The organism is Oleiagrimonas sp. (assembly GCF_027858935.1).
Classification (GTDB): Bacteria; Pseudomonadota; Gammaproteobacteria; order Xanthomonadales; family Rhodanobacteraceae; genus Oleiagrimonas.
Genome location: NZ_JAQIBU010000109.1, coordinates 1 through 15344, shown reverse-complemented (window position 1 = coordinate 15344; position 15344 = coordinate 1). Strand labels below are relative to the sequence as shown.

Here is a 15344-nt window from a genome sequence, read left to right as displayed (position 1 = left end):
CACCGATTGCCCTTCGGGGGAGTCGGCGATTCGGGTATGGGTGTCTACCATGGCAAGGCAGGCTTTCAAACCTTTTCCAAGATGAAGCCGGTGTTCCACCAGGCACGACTCAATGGGGTACGCGTGTTCAACCCGCCCTATGGCGCGTTGTTCCAGCGCCTCATCCGGTTACTCAATCGATAACGTGCGGCATCATGCGTCGGAACTTCCGGCGTGAGCACGGGGTGATTATTGTACGTACGAGCCCTTGGTTGCCGTTCGTTCCGGCGTGCTCTCGCTGTAGTGACCGCGCTACGGGCCATGGGAGAAAACCCAGCGCAGACTTGCATCCATCGAACGTATGGGAGGCCGCTTTCACCTGTGGACACAGGGGAGATCATGGCGTCACTCGCCGATGCACGAGCATCGTAAAGAGAGTTGCAGAAACCTTCGGGTCGCGCACGAGCAGCCATGGGAACGGGTTACCTGGCCGATGGAGACTGTGTGAGCCCCCCAACGCCAGGCCCTGGATACCCTGCGATCAGTGCGGATGCATGCCCGACGCCAACTGCAATGTCTGCGCGGCATCGGGGTTCCTGGCGCGGATGATTTCCGCATCGTGGATGATGGCCTGACGTGCCAACAGGCGATGTGGCACCTGCAAAATGATCAACAAATATAAAATGGCAAAAGTCAGGTCTACCAGAAAAACTAACGACGTTGACGTGTAACCGGCAAGGGCGAAATCAAACAGGCCTAAAGACAAAATAAAACAAGTCAGTCCAAGAAGTGCAAGCATCCGTTGCGTGATCAAGCCGAGATTGCGCAGTTGTGCATGCACGATGTGCTTGGCGCGTTCGATCGGCAGCTGCCACAAACAGGCAACGCGGCTTGCGGTCAGAACATAGGGAATGCGGGACATGATCTGTTCCTGAGAACGACATGCCTTGAGTATTCAATGAATCAATAGCAGGCGCAAATCAGGTAGGGATGCGGTTGGCGTTGATACAGACGCCAACCAGCAACCGCGAACCAGAGGATCCCGCAAAGGCACACGACCCAGCCAAACGTGAGCACCCAGGTCGCGACAAGATGCATGGGTGCAAGGATGGAACCGTCATGGAAGTGCGGGGGAAGGGAGATGCTGAGCGACGTCAGCACCATCCCGGCAGGCATCACCAGCCAGTGCAGCAGGCGAAACTGCAGCGCATCGGCATGGCCGAGCGTCAACAGCAGATCAGCAACAGCCATTGCGATGCAGGCCGGTGCCGTCAGCGAAAGAAAAATCATTCCCGGCAAATCCAAGCCCGCGAGTCGTCCCAGCACGACCATCAAAACACCCAGTGCGAGTAGCTGCAGTAGGGGTTGACCCACTACCGCAAGCAGCAGGTGGCGGTGTTCCGCCTCACCATGCCCCAGACCCGGCAGCAGTGCCAGCAGCGGTATTTCGTTATTGGGACGCCCCCATTTACGTCGGATCGTCGTCGCATGCGCAAGAGCGACCATCCAGCACGCGATCCCAAGACCTATCTGAATAAGCAACGCGTCATCCGCACGGATCACGGCGAAGGCCAGATCCTGTTGGTTGGATGTATGCAAGACGAGCACCCAGATCAGGATCAGCGGGATGAAGAAGACCATGCTGAGGACCATTCGCCGCAAGCGAGACCATGGACGCTCCGGCAGCCAGGTACCACCCAGGGCCACGCGCAAGGAGCGATGGCGGTATTGCGGCCCCGTGTGACGAAGGTCCACGTCCGGTTGCAGCCATGAAGGGCGCTGGATAAGCAGGCGAATCGGATCCAGCGCCGGTCGTGCCGGGACATAGCCATCCCCTTTGAGGAGCTGCCTGAGATTCTGGTTGAGCCCAAAGACGACGGGGCGCATCAAACCGGTGAAATACACGTCTTGATGGGTAAGACGCCTCCAGCGATACGCCGCCAGCAGCAGCAGCGCGCCGGCAAGCGGTGAGGCCCATAGCGTGAAGCCGGGTTCGCCAGGCGGCGCTGGCTGCCAATGTGCATGCAGATTGGAAAGCAGCAGCGGCAGAAAACACAGGAAAAGGGAAAAGACCCGTGGCAAGGTGGTGTACAGAAAGGGAACCAGGGCCGTCAGTCCCAGCACCAGCGTAGCCGTAGCGACCTGTGCATGGTCCAGCCCGAGCAGCAGTGCAGGCAGCGCCGTGCTCAGCCCGGCATACAGGACAAGGCTGAGCTGCACGTCCCGTTGCACTCCCGGCAGGCACAAGTCGCGGGCCTGGTGATACAGCAACAGCGTATTAGGCAAAAGGTAGACCCAGATCAGGCCTACTGCGGGGCAAAATACGAAGACACTGGCAGTCGCACGGTCCCCGAAAGGGGAAAAAAGGCAAAGGCCAAGACTGGCCAATGCACAGAGCAGGGTCACGCTGCCGATGAGCCAGCGCATCGAGACAGGTGCGGCCATCCATGGGGCCAACAGTGCGCGTTTCAGATCCATGAGGTCATCCTCGCAGCGGCAAACGTGTAGGTATGGGGCTGCGCCCATGGGAGCCGCGGCGTTTTCACGAGGGCCTGACGCGGTGTCTTGCGCACAGGCCAGGGCAAGGCAGCGTGGAAGCGAGGACTCATTCGGCGATCTCCACAAACAGGTCCTCCAGTCCCAGTGCGTCCAGGCGGGCGCCGGGAAGCGTGGCCGCCGCAGGCCATTGATCATCGTCTCCGCGCCCCACCACCAGGCTGAGACTGCCGTCGGCTTGGCGATGCCGGCTGAGCGCATGGGGTGGGGCGGCACCGCTCTGGTTCGCGGGCAACCACAGTCGTGCATAGCGCTCCTTGGTCTCGTCGAGCGGACAGTGCAGCAGCAGCCGACCCTGGTGCAGGAAGGCAATATCCGACGCCACGCGCTCCAGGTCGGAGACGATATGCGTGGAGAACAGGACCGTGGCACCGGCGTCGCCCGCGCGCAGGGCCACCTCGCGCAACAGGTCGCGACGGGCCACCGGATCCAGTGACGCGGCCGGTTCGTCCAGGACCAGCAATTCCGGTTGCGAGGCCAGGGCGCGAATCAGGTCGATGCGTTGTCGTTCGCCGGGGGAGAACTTGGCCAGCATCCGGTTGCCGGGTAGTTCCCAACGGTCCAGCGTGCGTTCGACAAAAGCAGCGTCCCAGCGTGGATAGAAACGCGCGAGGTACCCGAACATTTGCGCAGCAGTCAGCCAGGCCAGCGCCTCGGGCTGCTGCGGGACGTAGGCGATGCGTGCCTTGGTGGCGTCCGTGAGGTGCAGCGCCGGATCCCCGAACACGGTGGCGGTGCCATCCAGTGGTTCGAGCAGGCCAAGCAGGGCCCGGATCAGCGTCGATTTGCCGGCACCGTTGCGTCCGATCAGGCCCAGCACACTGCCCGCGTGCAATTCCAGATCGACATTCAGCAGGGCGTTGTGTCCATCATAGGCGTGCTTGAGTCCTTGCGCGACCAGCGGCATGGGCATCGGTGCGTCGTCCGTGCGAAGTACGGCATTCATGGCGTCAGTTCCCCAGCAAATGTTTGAGCCGCCGTAACACCGTGTCGGCAGGCAGTTCCAGTTCCTGCGCCTGACGCGCAGTCTCCTTCAGGTGTGGTTCCAGCAGCTGCATCCGCTCACGGGCGGACTGGCTGCCGGTTGGACCGGATGCGACCACCATGCCCTTGCCGCGCTGGCGTTCCAGCAGGCCTTCGGATTCAGCCAGTCCGTAGGCACGCGATACCGTCATCGGGTTGATGGCGTGAAATCCCGCAACATCACGCACCGAAGGCAGCCTCTCGCCCACAGCGAGCTGTCCGGCAGCGATCAGTCGACGCAGCTGGTCGACGATCTGCCGGTAGATCGGCTCCGGTGAAGCCGGGTGTATGGTGAGAATCGATGCATCCATGTGTATCAATACAACAATACACTTGGGTGCATGTCAAGCATTCAGATTCCCGGGCCCCATCGTGGAGCCTTGCAATCAGGCAACAGGATGGTCGTGCGTGGGGGTGCGTTTGGGGCGAGGTGTCTGCAGCATGGCCGCGAGGTCGATCAGCACATGCACGATCACCGGCAGCAGCAGGCTGCCCGTAGTCAGGTACAGCGCAGTCAACACGCCGCCCAGGATCGCGGTGCCGAGCATGCCGCGCACGCCCTGGTACAGGTGCGCCCAGCCGAACGCCACGGACAGTGCCAGTGCCTGCGCATACATGGGCAACCCGGGAATCGTGGCCACCAGCAAAGCCAGCAGCAGTCCACGCCAGATCACTTCTTCGGTGATGCCTGCGGTGACCGCAAGCACGGTGAACCATCCGCGTTCGGCCGGCGTGCGCGGGAGCATGTTCAAGACCTCTGCCGCGGAGTGTCTGGCAGGTTTCGAAACCGCGTCAACGGATGACTTTCTGTGCCGTCGCGCCAGCATCGCGCCGATCAGCGCTCCGCAACACAATGACAGCACCAGACCGCCAAGGAACGCCCAAGGCCATGATTGGCGCAGTTGCGGCATGCGCAATCCGAGCTGGGCGGGTGTCCAGCCAAAGCCGTAGATCGAAAGCCCCAGTAGCAGCACCATCAAGCCCCAGCTCTGCACGATCCAGCGCCGGTAGAAGCGGGTTCGAGCATGCGTGTCACCGCCTTGCAGCGCGCGCAAAAAATCACGAAAGGAACGCAGCCCAAGCAGCGGCTCGGCCAGCAGCAACCAGGCGAGTATCAGTGCGGCAAGCAAGCCGCCGGCGCCGTGCAGGACGACGTCATGAGTCCATAACGGGGGGTGACTCACATGCATGGGTGTGGACCATCAATGGGGAGTCTCGCGATGATAGCGTTCGGCGGTCTCGACTTCTTCCCTGGAGCCCAGGAAGACCGGTACGCGCTGGTGCAGTGCATCGGGCTGGATGTCCATGATGCGACCACGACCGGTGCTGGCCGCGCCACCGGCCTGTTCGACGATGAAGGCCATCGGATTGGCCTCGTACATCAGTCGCAGCTTGCCGCCCTGTTCGCGGATGCTGGCATCGATCGGATAGCTGAAGATGCCGCCACGGGTCAGGATGCGGTGCACGTCAGCCACCATCGAGGCCACCCAGCGCATGTTGAAATCACGCCCCCGCGGACCCTGCTCGCCCGCAAGGAGGTCGCCGACGTAGCGTTGCATCGGAGGTTCCCAATGGCGCTGGTTGGACATGTTGACGGCAAATTCGGAGGTTTCTTGCGGAATCTTCGCATCGCGCTGGGTGAGGATGAAGCTGCCGACCTCACGGTCAAGGGTGAACACGTGGCTGCCGTGACCAATGGTCAGCACCAGCACCGTACTGGGACCATAGACCACGTACCCCGCGGCAACCTGCTCACGACCGGCTTGCAGAAATTCGCTTGTCGCGGCGTCGTCGCCGCTGTTTTCGGGTCGTTTAAGTACGGAAAAGATGGTTCCCACGGAAACATTGACGTCGATATTGGAGCTGCCATCCAGCGGATCGAACAGCAACAGATAACCGCCCTTGGGGTAGGCATCGGGAATCTGCTGGGGATCTTCCATTTCCTCGGACGCGCAAGCGGCCAGATGGCCGCCCCAGGCATTGGCGTCGAGCAGGATTTCGTTGGACAGCACATCCATCTTTTTCTGCGCCTCGCCCTGGATATTTTCCGATCCGGCTTCCCCAAGCACGCCACCCAGTGCCCCCTTTCCAGTGGCCACACCAATGCGTTTGCAGGCGCGAGCGACCACTTCCAGCAGTTGGTTCAGGTCGGTGTTGCCGTGGCCGGCGCGGCGCTCCTCGGTCAGGAACTGGGTCAGGGTGATCGATTTCATGACGAGTGTCCTTGAATGAAGAGTCACCATTGTCGCGGACTCGGGACGTACTCGAAAGCCGAAGCAGGAGGCTGCAAAACATCTGTTCAGGTTGTCCGAGCCTGTTGACAGGACGCCGGGACCGGACGGGTGCAAAATGGAACTGTCGCGAACCATTCTCGGAGAGTCACATGGCACAGACCGAATTCGTCACGTTTTTCCATGCTCCACATAGCCGTTCGGGCGGTACCCGCGCCCTGCTGGAGGAATTGGGAGTGGACTACGACCTGCAGGTGTTGGATCTCAAGGCCGGCACCCAGCGCGAACCTGAATATCTGGCCATCAACCCGATGGGCAAGGTGCCCGCGATCCGCCATGGAAAGGCGTTGGTCACCGAGCAGCCGGCGGTGATGTTGTATCTGGCCGACCTGTACCCGGAAAAAGTCCTGGCGCCAACGATCGGAGATCCACTGCGCGGCCCATACCTGCGCTGGATGGTGTACTACGGATCGTGCTTCGAGCCAGCCGTAGTCGACCGATCACAAAAACGCGAACCAGCGCTACGCGCGACCTCGCCCTACGGTACCTGGCAGGAAGTGCTGGACACGTTAAGCCAACAGCTCGAGACCGGGCCATGGCTGCTTGGTGAACGCTTCACCGCCGCAGACGTCCTATGGGGCACGGCGCTGAACTGGACGGTCGGTTTTGACCTGGTGCCGGACACACCGCTGTTCCGCGCCTACATCGACCGCGTCATGGGACGTCCGGCGATGCAGCGCGCGACGCAGATGGACGCCGAACTGGCGGCATCGCAGCAGGGGGTCTGAGGGTATGGCTCGCCCGGTTGCTGCGTCAACGCGATGATCGGTCGCATGCGTCGCGCAGATCGGCTTTTCATGTTCCTCCAGTCCCTGCACAGACGGCGGACGGCGCTGCCCGGGCGGAAATGGCACGAATCCTGGGAGTCTTGCAACGCACGAACTAGCGCAACCTCCGCGACTCATTCGGCGCGCGTATCATCGATACCGCTGTGCCTGGTGTTCTGGGGCGACAAGTGGACTCCGGCGCGCGCTGCCGGCGGCGCGCGAAGTTCCGCAATTTCCGCCTCGACCGCATCAGCGTGATCGACGCCGCCGGCGATGGTTTCGAGGATGTGCCGGAACAGGGACTTGATGCTTGGCTCAAGGCCATGCTCGCGCTGTCCGCGAGGTTGCGATGAAATGATTCGCTGCTTGACCGACGGCCCGGTGGTCGTGTGTAGATGTCTGCAATGATGGCCTGATCCAATCGTGCGCGAGGAAATTCGACGATGAATCGAATGCTGCTGGGTGGCCTGATGCTGGCCGCTCTTGTGCTGGGACCCTTGGCGCAGGCAAGGGCGCAGGGCCAGAACGCGGATGCGGACGCCCGCTTCAAGACCATCTATACCCAGGAGTGGGCGTGGCGAAGCGGGGCTTCCTCCGGGCCTCGAGGGCGGGCATTGCCCGACAACAGTCGTCTGGACACGGTGGACGCAAAAAGTCAGCAGGAGCGACTATCCTATTGGACGCATGTGCTGTCCGAGCTGGATGCGCTGGACGTCAAGGCGCTGTCGCCGGCCAATCAGGTCAATTACGCGGTCTACCATCGACAGATCGCCAATTTCGTCAGCGACGGTCGCTTCAAGACCTGGCAAATGCCATTCAACAGCGACTCGGCCTTCTGGTCGGACCTTTACGAACAGCTGGGTGGAGATCAACTGCGCAGCGTGGCGGATTACCGCGCCTATCTGCAAAAGTTGGCGCAGGTACCGCGCTACTTTGCACAGGAGGAAGCCGACATGCGGCTGGGCCTGGCGCGAGGATTCAGCGTGCCGCGTGCCGTGCTGGACGGGCGCGATCGTTCGATCGCCGAAGAGGCGCAACGCAAGAACCCGACGAATAGTCCTTATTACAAACCATTCAGGCAGATGCCGGGGAACATCCCGAAGACTCAGGCCGAAGCATTGCGTGAACGTGCCCGGAGGGTGATTGCGCGACAGCTGACACCGGCCTACGCCCGGCTCCTGGTGTTCTTCGATCATGTGTATCTGCCGCGAGCGCGTACCACGCTGGCTGCAGAGTCGCTGCCCGATGGCAAGGCCTACTATCGGCAGCAGATCCTGCAGTACACCACGCTGAACCTGGGACCGGACGCGATTCATTCCATCGGATTGCGGGAGGTCGCCAGGATCCACGCAAAGATGCTGCGCACCATGCGTGCAACTGGATTCAATGGCAGCTTTTTCGACTTCCTGACGTACCTGCGCACCAATCCCAGGTTCTATGCCCGGACATCGCAGGAACTGCTGGACAAAACCGCCTGGGTCGCCAAGGAGGTGGATGGCCAGCTGTCGCGCTTGTTCGGCCATTTGCCGCGAGAGCGCTTCACCATCGAGCCGGTGCCCGCGGGTATTGCGCCCTACTACACCTCGGGTCGCGGCGGCCCCAGTGTGTACCTCGTCAACACGTACGACCTGAAATCCCGCCCGCTGTACGACATGCCCGCGCTGACCCTGCACGAATCCTATCCCGGGCATGCCTTGCAGCTGGAACTGGCCAGCGAGGCAAACAATCAGCCGGCATTCCGGCGCGACGGGTATATCTCGGCCTATGGCGAGGGTTGGGCGCTGTATTCGGAGTACCTGGGCAACGTCATGGGGATCTACAAGACGCCCTACCAGCGCTTCGGTTTCCTGACCTATCAGATGTGGCGCGCCTGCAGGCTGGTGGTTGATACCGGCATCCACCACATGGGCTGGAGCCGGCAAAAGGCGATCAACTACATGCTTGCGAACACGGCCTTGAGCCGGCGCGAAATCGAGAACGAGGTGGACCGCTATATCAGTTGGCCAGGTCAGGCGTTGAGCTACGAGCTGGGCTACATGGAGATCCGGCGCCTGCGCGCCAAGGCGGAAAAGGCTCTTGGATCGAACTTCAACATCCGCGCCTTCCATGACACTGTGCTGTCGACCGGATCGGTGCCCCTGCCGGTGCTGGCCCGGCGCATCGACCGCTTCATCGCCGAAGGCGGGCCGGAACCGGCGTTCAGTTGTGATTGCGCGAAACGTTGACCACGACGAAGCCTGCGTGGCCAGGCTGGGGCGAAGGTCGGATTGCAATGCGTGGCCACAAGGCCGAGGATGAAAGGGATCACTTGCGTGGGGTATTGCAGCGGCCGGCGCATGACGGGAAAGGTTGCCGGAACCACACGCGCTTCAGACACGGCGGGGACAATACGTGCGAAAGAACATCGCCATGGGTCAACGCGACCTGCTCAGGGAAGCACGAAACGAGAGCTTGATGGCCGCCATGGCCGTGGCGGTGGGCGTGGTTGCAGGCCTGGGTGCAGTGGCTTTCCGCAAGTTGATCGCCCTGTTCCACAACCTGGCCTTTTTCGGCCATGCCAGCACCGATTTCGACACGCTGCTGCATACCGCGGCCAGCCCGTGGGGCGTGTTCATCATCGTGGTGCCGATCATCGGTGCAGTGATCGTCACCTTCCTGATCAAGACCTTCGCCCCCGAAGCCAAGGGGCACGGGGTGCCCGAAGTGATCGATGCGGTGCATTTCAAGCGCGGAGTGATCCGCGCGCCCGTGGCGCTGATCAAGGCACTGGCTTCGTCGATTTCCATCGGCACAGGTGGTGCGGTGGGGCGCGAGGGACCGATCATCCAGATTGGTGCGACCTTCGGCTCGATGCTGGCGCAATGGACACGTATCCCCGAATGGCAGCGCCTGGCGTTGATCGCGTGCGGTGGTGGAGCGGGTATTGCCGCGACCTTCAATACGCCGATCGGCGGGGTACTTTTCGCTGCCGAGATCCTGTTGGTGGAGATCAGCGCCCGGACCCTGATCCCGGTGATGATCGCAACCGGCACGGCAAGCCTGATCGGGCGCGTGTTCTTCGGTGACCATCCCTCGTTCATCGTGCCGCCGCTGACCCTGGATCATGCGGCCCTCGGTCCGGGCATTGCCCTGGGTGCCTATATTGTCATGGGGCTCCTGACCGGCATTGCGGCGATGATCTTCACGCGCTCGATCTACTGGTTCGAGGACCTGTTCAAGCGCATCCCCGGCAACGACTATGTGCGGCACATGCTGGGCATGGCCATCGTCGGCGTGATGATGTGGCTGCTGCTCCGCCAGACGGGCCACTACTACATCGAGGGCGTCGGTTACGCGACCATCCAGGACATTCTCAACGGCACCCTGACCGCGGGCGGGCTGGTCCTTCTGTTGGCCTTGCTGAAACTACTGGCCACTTCGCTGACCCTGGGTTCGGGCGCTTCCGGCGGCGTGTTTTCCCCGGCCTTGTTCATCGGCGCCACGCTGGGCGCGACCTTCGCATCCGCAGTGCAGGTGATATTTCCGGGCGTGGACGTCAATCCGGCCAATGCCGCCGTCATCGGCATGGCCTGCATGGTCGGCGCGAGCACCGGAGCGGCGGTCACGGCGGTGGTGATGACGTTCGAGATGACACGCGACTATCACGCCATCATTCCGCTGATCATCGCCGTATCGGTGGCCTATTCGATGCGCCGCCTGCTGTTGGCAGACACCATCTACACCCTCAAGCTGAGCCGGCGCGGACAGCGCATACCCAGTGCCATCCAGAGCCAGCTGTATCTGGCCCGGCGCGCGCTTGAGTTCATACGCGCGCCATTCATGTGCCTGGAGGCCGATGCCACGTTGGCCAAGGCCCTGGAATATGGGCGACGCCATCACAACAGGACGCCGCGGGTGGTGCTGGTGGAAAACGGCCGACTGGTCGGCGTGGTACCGGCACGGACCCTGCGCGCTGCCCGGCGTGGACTGGAACCGGAGATGCCGTTGCGCGAGTTGGCCGATACCCATGTGGTCGTGGTCGAGAGCGCGATTCGCGTGTTCGATCTGATTGCGGTGCTGCGTCGGCAGAAATGTCGCAATGCGGTGATGACGCTGGACGGCACCATGGAAGACGCGCGCAGCGTGCTCGGCGTGGTCACCTGGGAGGATCTGGTCGAAAACACCAACCTGTCCGATTACCTCGACCACGGGCATACGCCGAAGGTCTAGCGCATGACCTAATGAGCGGGCGGCATCCGTTCGCGTTCGTGGCGTTTCACGCCGGCCACCCATGTTGCGCGCACGGCGCGGTCGTCGCCCAGCGTCATCAGCACCGCAAGGGCCTCGTCGAGGGTGTCGACGTGCGTCATGCGCGCACGCATCAGAGGCGTGGAGTGCAGGTCCAGTACCACCAGATCGGCCTCCATGCCGGGGGCAACACGACCGATCCGATCATCCAGGTGCAGTGCACGTGCGCCGCCCAGTGTGGCCAGGTAGAGCGCGTGGCCTGCGGTCAGCGCGTGGCCACGCAACTGGGACACCTTGCCGGCTTCGTCCATGGTTTGCAGCATCGAAAAGCTGGTACCAGCGCCGATATCGGTGCCCAATCCCACGCGCACCGGACGATCCCTGCGCGTGGCTGAAGCAAGATCAAACAGACCGCTGCCCAGGAACAGGTTGGATGTTGGGCAGTGCGCCAGAGCCGTGTCGCTTTCGTGGCAACGCGCAAACTCGCGTTCTTCCAGATGAACACCGTGCGCATAGATCGCGCGGGGTCCGACGAGCCCGTGGCGATCGTAGACGTCCAGATAGTCCCGTGCCTGCGGAAACAGCTGCCTGACCCGGGCGACTTCCTGCAGGTTTTCGGAAAGATGCGATTGCACGTGGCAGTCCGGGTGTTCCCGCCACAGGCTTGCGGCCGCTTCGAGCTGCGCCGGGCTGGACGAGACCGCAAACCGCGGTGTGATGGCATATCGCTGGCGACCCCGTCCGTGCCAGCGTTCGAGCAAGTCCCTGGACTGGTCATATCCGGATTGCGCGGTATCAAGCAAGGCGGCGGGCGCATGCCGATCCATCAGCACCTTGCCGGCGACGGTGCGCAGACCCAGCGCATGCGAGACCTCGAACAACGCGTCCACCGATTCGGGATGTACGGTACAGAACACGGACGCCGTGGTGATGCCGTTGCCCAGGTTTTCAGCGAAATAAAGCCGCGCCATTTCCCGTGCATAATCGATGTTGGCATAGGCCTGTTCGGCTGGAAACGTATGGCGTTCGAGCCAGTCCAGCAGCGGCAGGCCGCGTGCTCCGATGATCGGCAGTTGCGGATAGTGCGCGTGGGTGTCGACGAAACCCGCAGTGATCAGGGCGCCGGAAAGATGTTCGACCGGCGTGCCTTCGGGCAAGCTGGGCAGCCCTACCGCGGCGGGACCGACGGACAGGATATGTCCGTCCCGCATGCAGACCAGGGCATCGCGGTCCACAACCATGCTTGCGTCCAGTCCGTCCGCAAACGGGTCCCCGCGAAAACTGATCACGTCGCCGCGCAGGGCGGTCAGAGTGTGGGCATCATCGGTCGTGGCGGGCATGGAAGGTTGGCCTGCATGGATAGGCGCAAGGCTAGCAGTTCACATGCCGGGGACGTAACGTCCTGCATGCCAGGTGCTCCAGAGCATGCGGTTCCGCCAGGGCGTCCTTACGTGTCGGCGTCAGTGGAAAAACCTTCGCGCGTTCCGCGGTGCAGCACACGGTCACTTTCCAGTGTCTCGCGTGCCGGAATGGATGAACGGTCGGCAAGGCGGTCGTATATCGGCGCAAAATCCGGACGCGTGGCTTCGAATAGCTGCTCGAAATCGTTGATGACGAAATAGCTTTGCTGGAACGTGTCAATGCGGTACTGGGTGGACATGATGCGCTCCAGGTCGAAGCCGATGCGGTTGGGCGCATCCGACTCCAGGCAGTAGATCGACTCGCCCTTGGAACTGACGATGCCCGAACCATAGATACGCAGGCCCGCGGCGGTCTGGATCAAGCCGAACTCGACCGTATACCAGTACAGCCGGGTCAGGTTGAGCAGTGCCTGCTCGTTGATGCCGTGCGCTTTCATGGCGCCGCGTCCATAGGCCTCCATGTAGTCGGCGAAGATCGGATTCATCAATAGTGGCACGTGGCCGAACAGATCGTGGAACAGGTCCGGTTCGGAGATGTAGTCGATATGTTCCGGCGCACGAATCCACCAGGTGACAGGGAAGCGTCGATTGGCCAGGTGTTCGAAGAAGGTGAACTCCGGCAGCAGACCCTCCACGCCGACCAGCTCCCAGCCGGTTGTCGCCTTCAGGATCGGATTGAGATCAGAGAATTTCGGGATTGCTTCGGCCGTCATCTGCAGTGCGTTCTGGCTGTCCAGGAATTCCTGACAGGCACGCCCGGGCAAGACTTCGCGCTGACGGGCAAAGAGCTGGCCCCAGACCTGATGGTCGGTTTTGGTGTAGGTGTCCCACGGTTGTTCGACCACGCCGGTGGCGTACACCGGGATGGTTCCGCGATCCGTTTGCTGGTGTTGAACGCGCCGGGGAGAATTCATGCCTGTGCTCCGAGAATGCCTTGATACACAATACTATAGGCAAACAAGACCACAATATGGTTGCTTTATTGCAAGTGGATAGGCATCTGGCGCAAGATAATGAATAAATTAACCAATTACACGAAATAAACGTTCATTCCATGGCGCTGGATCGTATCGATCAAAACATTCTCCAGGTCCTGCAGCGCGAGGGCCGGATCACCAATGCCGAACTGGCCGAGCGCGTTCGGCTTTCGGCCTCGGCCTGCCTGCGTCGTGTGCAGCGACTGGAATCGACCGGAGTGATCGCCGCCTACGTGGCACAGGTGGACCCGCACGCGGTGGGGCTGGGTCTGCAGGCCTTTGTGCGCGTGCAGCTCAAACAGCACGACAGCGAGACCATCGAGCGCTTCGTCGGCCTGGTCAACGACTGGTCCGAGGTGGCTGCATGCCACGCGTTGACCGGTGACATGGATTACCTGCTCAACATTCATGTCGCGGACCTGGAGCATTTCTCGCGATTTCTTCTCGACCAACTGCTGAACACGGCCGGCGTGGCCGACGTCAATTCGAGTTTCGTGTTGCGTACGGTCAAAAGGTCACCGTCGCTGCCGCTCGGGCAGCTGCAGGGCTCCGCGTCATAGGTTTCGCATGCTGGCAGGATACCGCCGCTGTCACGTATCCTTGGACGCTTGATGAATACATCCGATCCGTCCACGAAGTCGACCCCGGACCCATGGCGTGCGTTGCGCTATTTCTACCGCGTGCCGTGGCTGCTGCTGCACATCGTAGTGGCGGTGGTGCTCGCGCTGGGCGTGTTCACATGGGCACGACAGTCCGCCGTCAATGGTCGTGAACCTTTGGCGCACCGACTGATCCGGTGGTGGTCGCGAGTATTGCTGCGGATCTTCGGTTTCCGTGTCTACCGCTTCGGCACGCCGCTGCCAGATCCGGCCATGTTCGTGTGCAACCATTCCTCGTGGCTGGATATCGAGTTGATGCATACCCAGCGCGCGGTGTGTTTCGTGGCCAAGGCCGAGATTGCACGCTGGCCCCTGGTCGGCTGGCTCGCCAAGACCGGCGGCACCATCTTTCATCGCCGCGGCAGCAATCATTCACTCGGCGTGGTGATGAAGCAAATGGTGCAGCGCCTGCATGGCGGCCGCTCGGTCGCGGTGTTTCCGGAGGGCGGTACCAACGATGGGCGCACGCTGCGGGTCTTTCATGCGCGCATCTTTCAGGCCGCGCTGGATGCCAACGTACAGGTGCAGCCGGCGGCGTTGCGCTTCATGCGCAGCGGCGAACGCTGCTATGACGCCGGTTTCCAGCCAGGCGAAAGCTTCATGAGCAACTTTCTGCGCCTGCTGGGCGACCGTCCGTTGGATGTGGAGGTGCATTTTCTCAAGCCGGTGCCGCACTTCGAGGCCGGCCGCAAACGCATGGCCGAAACCGCGCGTGCGGCCATAGCGCAGGCCATGGATGGACGCGCCGAGGACGCCAAGTGACATTACCCAGAGGATCCGACTTCAAGCCACCCTTGCTGCTGCGCAACGGCCATGTGCAGACCATGCTCTCGTCAAGCAGCGTGCGCCGGCTGATGATGCGAAAGATGGCACACACCGTGCGTGAACGTGCAGAGGAAGTGCGTTTTGTGTTGTCGGACGGCGTGCAACTGGTGGGCTCCATTACCCGGCAGAACGTGTATGCCAAGGCGCGTGGCCTGGCGGTGCTCTATCACGGCTGGGAAGGCAGCATCGACTCCTCCTACGTGCTGCAGACCGGCGCCTGCCTGCTGGATGCCGGATGGGACGTGTTCCGGCTGAACTTCCGCGACCACGGCGACACCCATCATTTGAACGTCGGCCTGTTTCATTCATGCCTGCTGTCCGAGGTGGTCGAGGCCACCGTGGAGGCGGTGGCGCGATTTCGCGCATCGGATGCACCGGTGACCCTGGCCGGGTTTTCGCTGGGCGGAAACTTCGCCCTGCGCGTGGCCCTGCGCGCGCCGCGCGCTGGTCTCCCGCTTGCGCGAACCATCGCGGTCTGTCCGGTGATCGACCCGCACGCCGGCCTGCATGCACTGGAAACCGCGCCATGGATGTACGAGTGGTACTTCATGCACAAGTGGCGCGGATCACTCAAGCGCAAGCAGAAGCTGTATCCGCACCAGGACTATTTCACTCCTGA

15 protein-coding genes and 1 pseudogene are annotated in these 15344 nt (G+C 62.0%); 8 read left to right on the top strand and 8 right to left on the bottom strand.

Going from position 1 to position 15344, the window contains the following annotated elements:
* Positions 1-183 (top strand): annotated as a pseudogene (locus PF446_RS04215) (coniferyl aldehyde dehydrogenase); the annotation flags it as partial.
* Between the two features lie 337 nt (positions 184-520).
* Here the strand turns inward: PF446_RS04215 and PF446_RS04210 are convergent.
* The 6 genes from PF446_RS04210 to PF446_RS04185 all read right to left on the bottom strand — a co-directional run bounded on the left by PF446_RS04210 (position 521) and on the right by PF446_RS04185 (position 5771).
* Positions 521-901, bottom strand: coding sequence for a hypothetical protein (locus tag PF446_RS04210; RefSeq protein ID WP_298070001.1), 381 nt, complete (start codon positions 899-901; stop codon positions 521-523).
* 41 nt (positions 902-942) lie between these two features.
* On the bottom strand, positions 943-2457 hold the full coding sequence (locus PF446_RS04205; protein ID WP_298070000.1) for a hypothetical protein: 1515 nt from the start codon (positions 2455-2457) through the stop codon (positions 943-945).
* 127 nt (positions 2458-2584) lie between these two features.
* Positions 2585-3481 (bottom strand): ABC transporter ATP-binding protein, encoded by an 897-nt coding sequence (locus PF446_RS04200; RefSeq protein WP_298069999.1) that lies wholly within the window; start codon positions 3479-3481, stop codon positions 2585-2587.
* 4 nt (positions 3482-3485) lie between these two features.
* Positions 3486-3869 (bottom strand): GntR family transcriptional regulator, encoded by a 384-nt coding sequence (locus PF446_RS04195; protein ID WP_298069998.1) that lies wholly within the window; start codon positions 3867-3869, stop codon positions 3486-3488.
* 75 nt (positions 3870-3944) lie between these two features.
* Entirely contained in the window at positions 3945-4748 is an 804-nt protein-coding gene (locus PF446_RS04190) for a CPBP family intramembrane glutamic endopeptidase (RefSeq protein ID WP_298069997.1), read from the bottom strand.
* Between the two features lie 12 nt (positions 4749-4760).
* Positions 4761-5771 carry a class 1 fructose-bisphosphatase gene (locus tag PF446_RS04185; protein ID WP_298069996.1) on the bottom strand — a complete coding sequence of 337 codons (1011 nt, stop codon included), beginning with the start codon at positions 5769-5771 and terminating at the stop codon, positions 4761-4763.
* Between the two features lie 170 nt (positions 5772-5941).
* On the opposite strand from PF446_RS04185, the gene PF446_RS04180 reads away from it, so the two are divergent.
* From PF446_RS04180 to PF446_RS04165, 4 genes are all read left to right on the top strand, one after another.
* Entirely contained in the window at positions 5942-6577 is a 636-nt protein-coding gene (locus PF446_RS04180; protein ID WP_298069995.1) for a glutathione S-transferase family protein, read from the top strand.
* 227 nt (positions 6578-6804) lie between these two features.
* Positions 6805-6969 carry a hypothetical protein gene (locus tag PF446_RS04175; RefSeq protein ID WP_298069994.1) on the top strand — a complete coding sequence of 55 codons (165 nt, stop codon included), beginning with the start codon at positions 6805-6807 and terminating at the stop codon, positions 6967-6969.
* A 90-nt stretch (positions 6970-7059) separates the two neighbouring features.
* Positions 7060-8841, top strand: coding sequence for a DUF885 family protein (locus tag PF446_RS04170; RefSeq protein WP_298069993.1), 1782 nt, complete (start codon positions 7060-7062; stop codon positions 8839-8841).
* A 166-nt stretch (positions 8842-9007) separates the two neighbouring features.
* Entirely contained in the window at positions 9008-10825 is a 1818-nt protein-coding gene (locus tag PF446_RS04165; RefSeq protein WP_298069992.1) for a chloride channel protein, read from the top strand.
* 8 nt (positions 10826-10833) lie between these two features.
* Here the strand turns inward: PF446_RS04165 and guaD are convergent, their stop codons facing one another.
* Both guaD and phhA read right to left on the bottom strand, forming a co-directional pair.
* Positions 10834-12183 carry a guanine deaminase gene (guaD, locus tag PF446_RS04160; RefSeq protein WP_298069991.1) on the bottom strand — a complete coding sequence of 450 codons (1350 nt, stop codon included), beginning with the start codon at positions 12181-12183 and terminating at the stop codon, positions 10834-10836.
* A gap of 107 nt (positions 12184-12290) precedes the next feature.
* Complete coding sequence (phhA, locus tag PF446_RS04155; RefSeq protein WP_298069990.1) at positions 12291-13178, bottom strand: phenylalanine 4-monooxygenase; 888 nt, start codon at positions 13176-13178, stop codon at positions 12291-12293.
* Between the two features lie 140 nt (positions 13179-13318).
* Between phhA and PF446_RS04150 the strand changes: the two genes are divergently transcribed.
* The 3 genes from PF446_RS04150 to PF446_RS04140 form a co-directional block, all read left to right on the top strand.
* Positions 13319-13801 (top strand): Lrp/AsnC family transcriptional regulator, encoded by a 483-nt coding sequence (locus tag PF446_RS04150; protein WP_298069989.1) that lies wholly within the window; start codon positions 13319-13321, stop codon positions 13799-13801.
* A 51-nt stretch (positions 13802-13852) separates the two neighbouring features.
* Positions 13853-14662: a lysophospholipid acyltransferase family protein gene (locus PF446_RS04145; protein WP_298069988.1), complete on the top strand. Its 810-nt coding sequence runs from the start codon at positions 13853-13855 to the stop codon at positions 14660-14662.
* Positions 14659-15344 (top strand): alpha/beta fold hydrolase (locus PF446_RS04140; protein WP_298069987.1); only part of this gene is annotated, 686 nt, incomplete at its 3' end. The genes PF446_RS04145 and PF446_RS04140, both read left to right, overlap by 4 nt.

Bases quoted from the DNA above. Each gene is read 5' to 3' on its own strand.
- guaD (WP_298069991.1), bottom strand. From the start codon at position 12,183: ATGCCCGCCACGACCGATGATGCCCACACTCTGACCGCCCTGCGCGGC.
- PF446_RS04145 (WP_298069988.1), top strand. From the start codon at position 13,853: ATGAATACATCCGATCCGTCCACGAAGTCGACCCCGGACCCATGGCGT.
- PF446_RS04185 (WP_298069996.1), bottom strand. From the start codon at position 5,771: ATGAAATCGATCACCCTGACCCAGTTCCTGACCGAGGAGCGCCGCGCC.
- phhA (WP_298069990.1), bottom strand. From the start codon at position 13,178: ATGAATTCTCCCCGGCGCGTTCAACACCAGCAAACGGATCGCGGAACC.
- PF446_RS04190 (WP_298069997.1), bottom strand. From the start codon at position 4,748: ATGCATGTGAGTCACCCCCCGTTATGGACTCATGACGTCGTCCTGCAC.
- PF446_RS04170 (WP_298069993.1), top strand. From the start codon at position 7,060: ATGAATCGAATGCTGCTGGGTGGCCTGATGCTGGCCGCTCTTGTGCTG.
- PF446_RS04150 (WP_298069989.1), top strand. From the start codon at position 13,319: ATGGCGCTGGATCGTATCGATCAAAACATTCTCCAGGTCCTGCAGCGC.
- PF446_RS04210 (WP_298070001.1), bottom strand. From the start codon at position 901: ATGTCCCGCATTCCCTATGTTCTGACCGCAAGCCGCGTTGCCTGTTTG.
- PF446_RS04205 (WP_298070000.1), bottom strand. From the start codon at position 2,457: ATGGATCTGAAACGCGCACTGTTGGCCCCATGGATGGCCGCACCTGTC.
- PF446_RS04195 (WP_298069998.1), bottom strand. From the start codon at position 3,869: ATGGATGCATCGATTCTCACCATACACCCGGCTTCACCGGAGCCGATC.
- PF446_RS04180 (WP_298069995.1), top strand. From the start codon at position 5,942: ATGGCACAGACCGAATTCGTCACGTTTTTCCATGCTCCACATAGCCGT.
- PF446_RS04200 (WP_298069999.1), bottom strand. From the start codon at position 3,481: ATGAATGCCGTACTTCGCACGGACGACGCACCGATGCCCATGCCGCTG.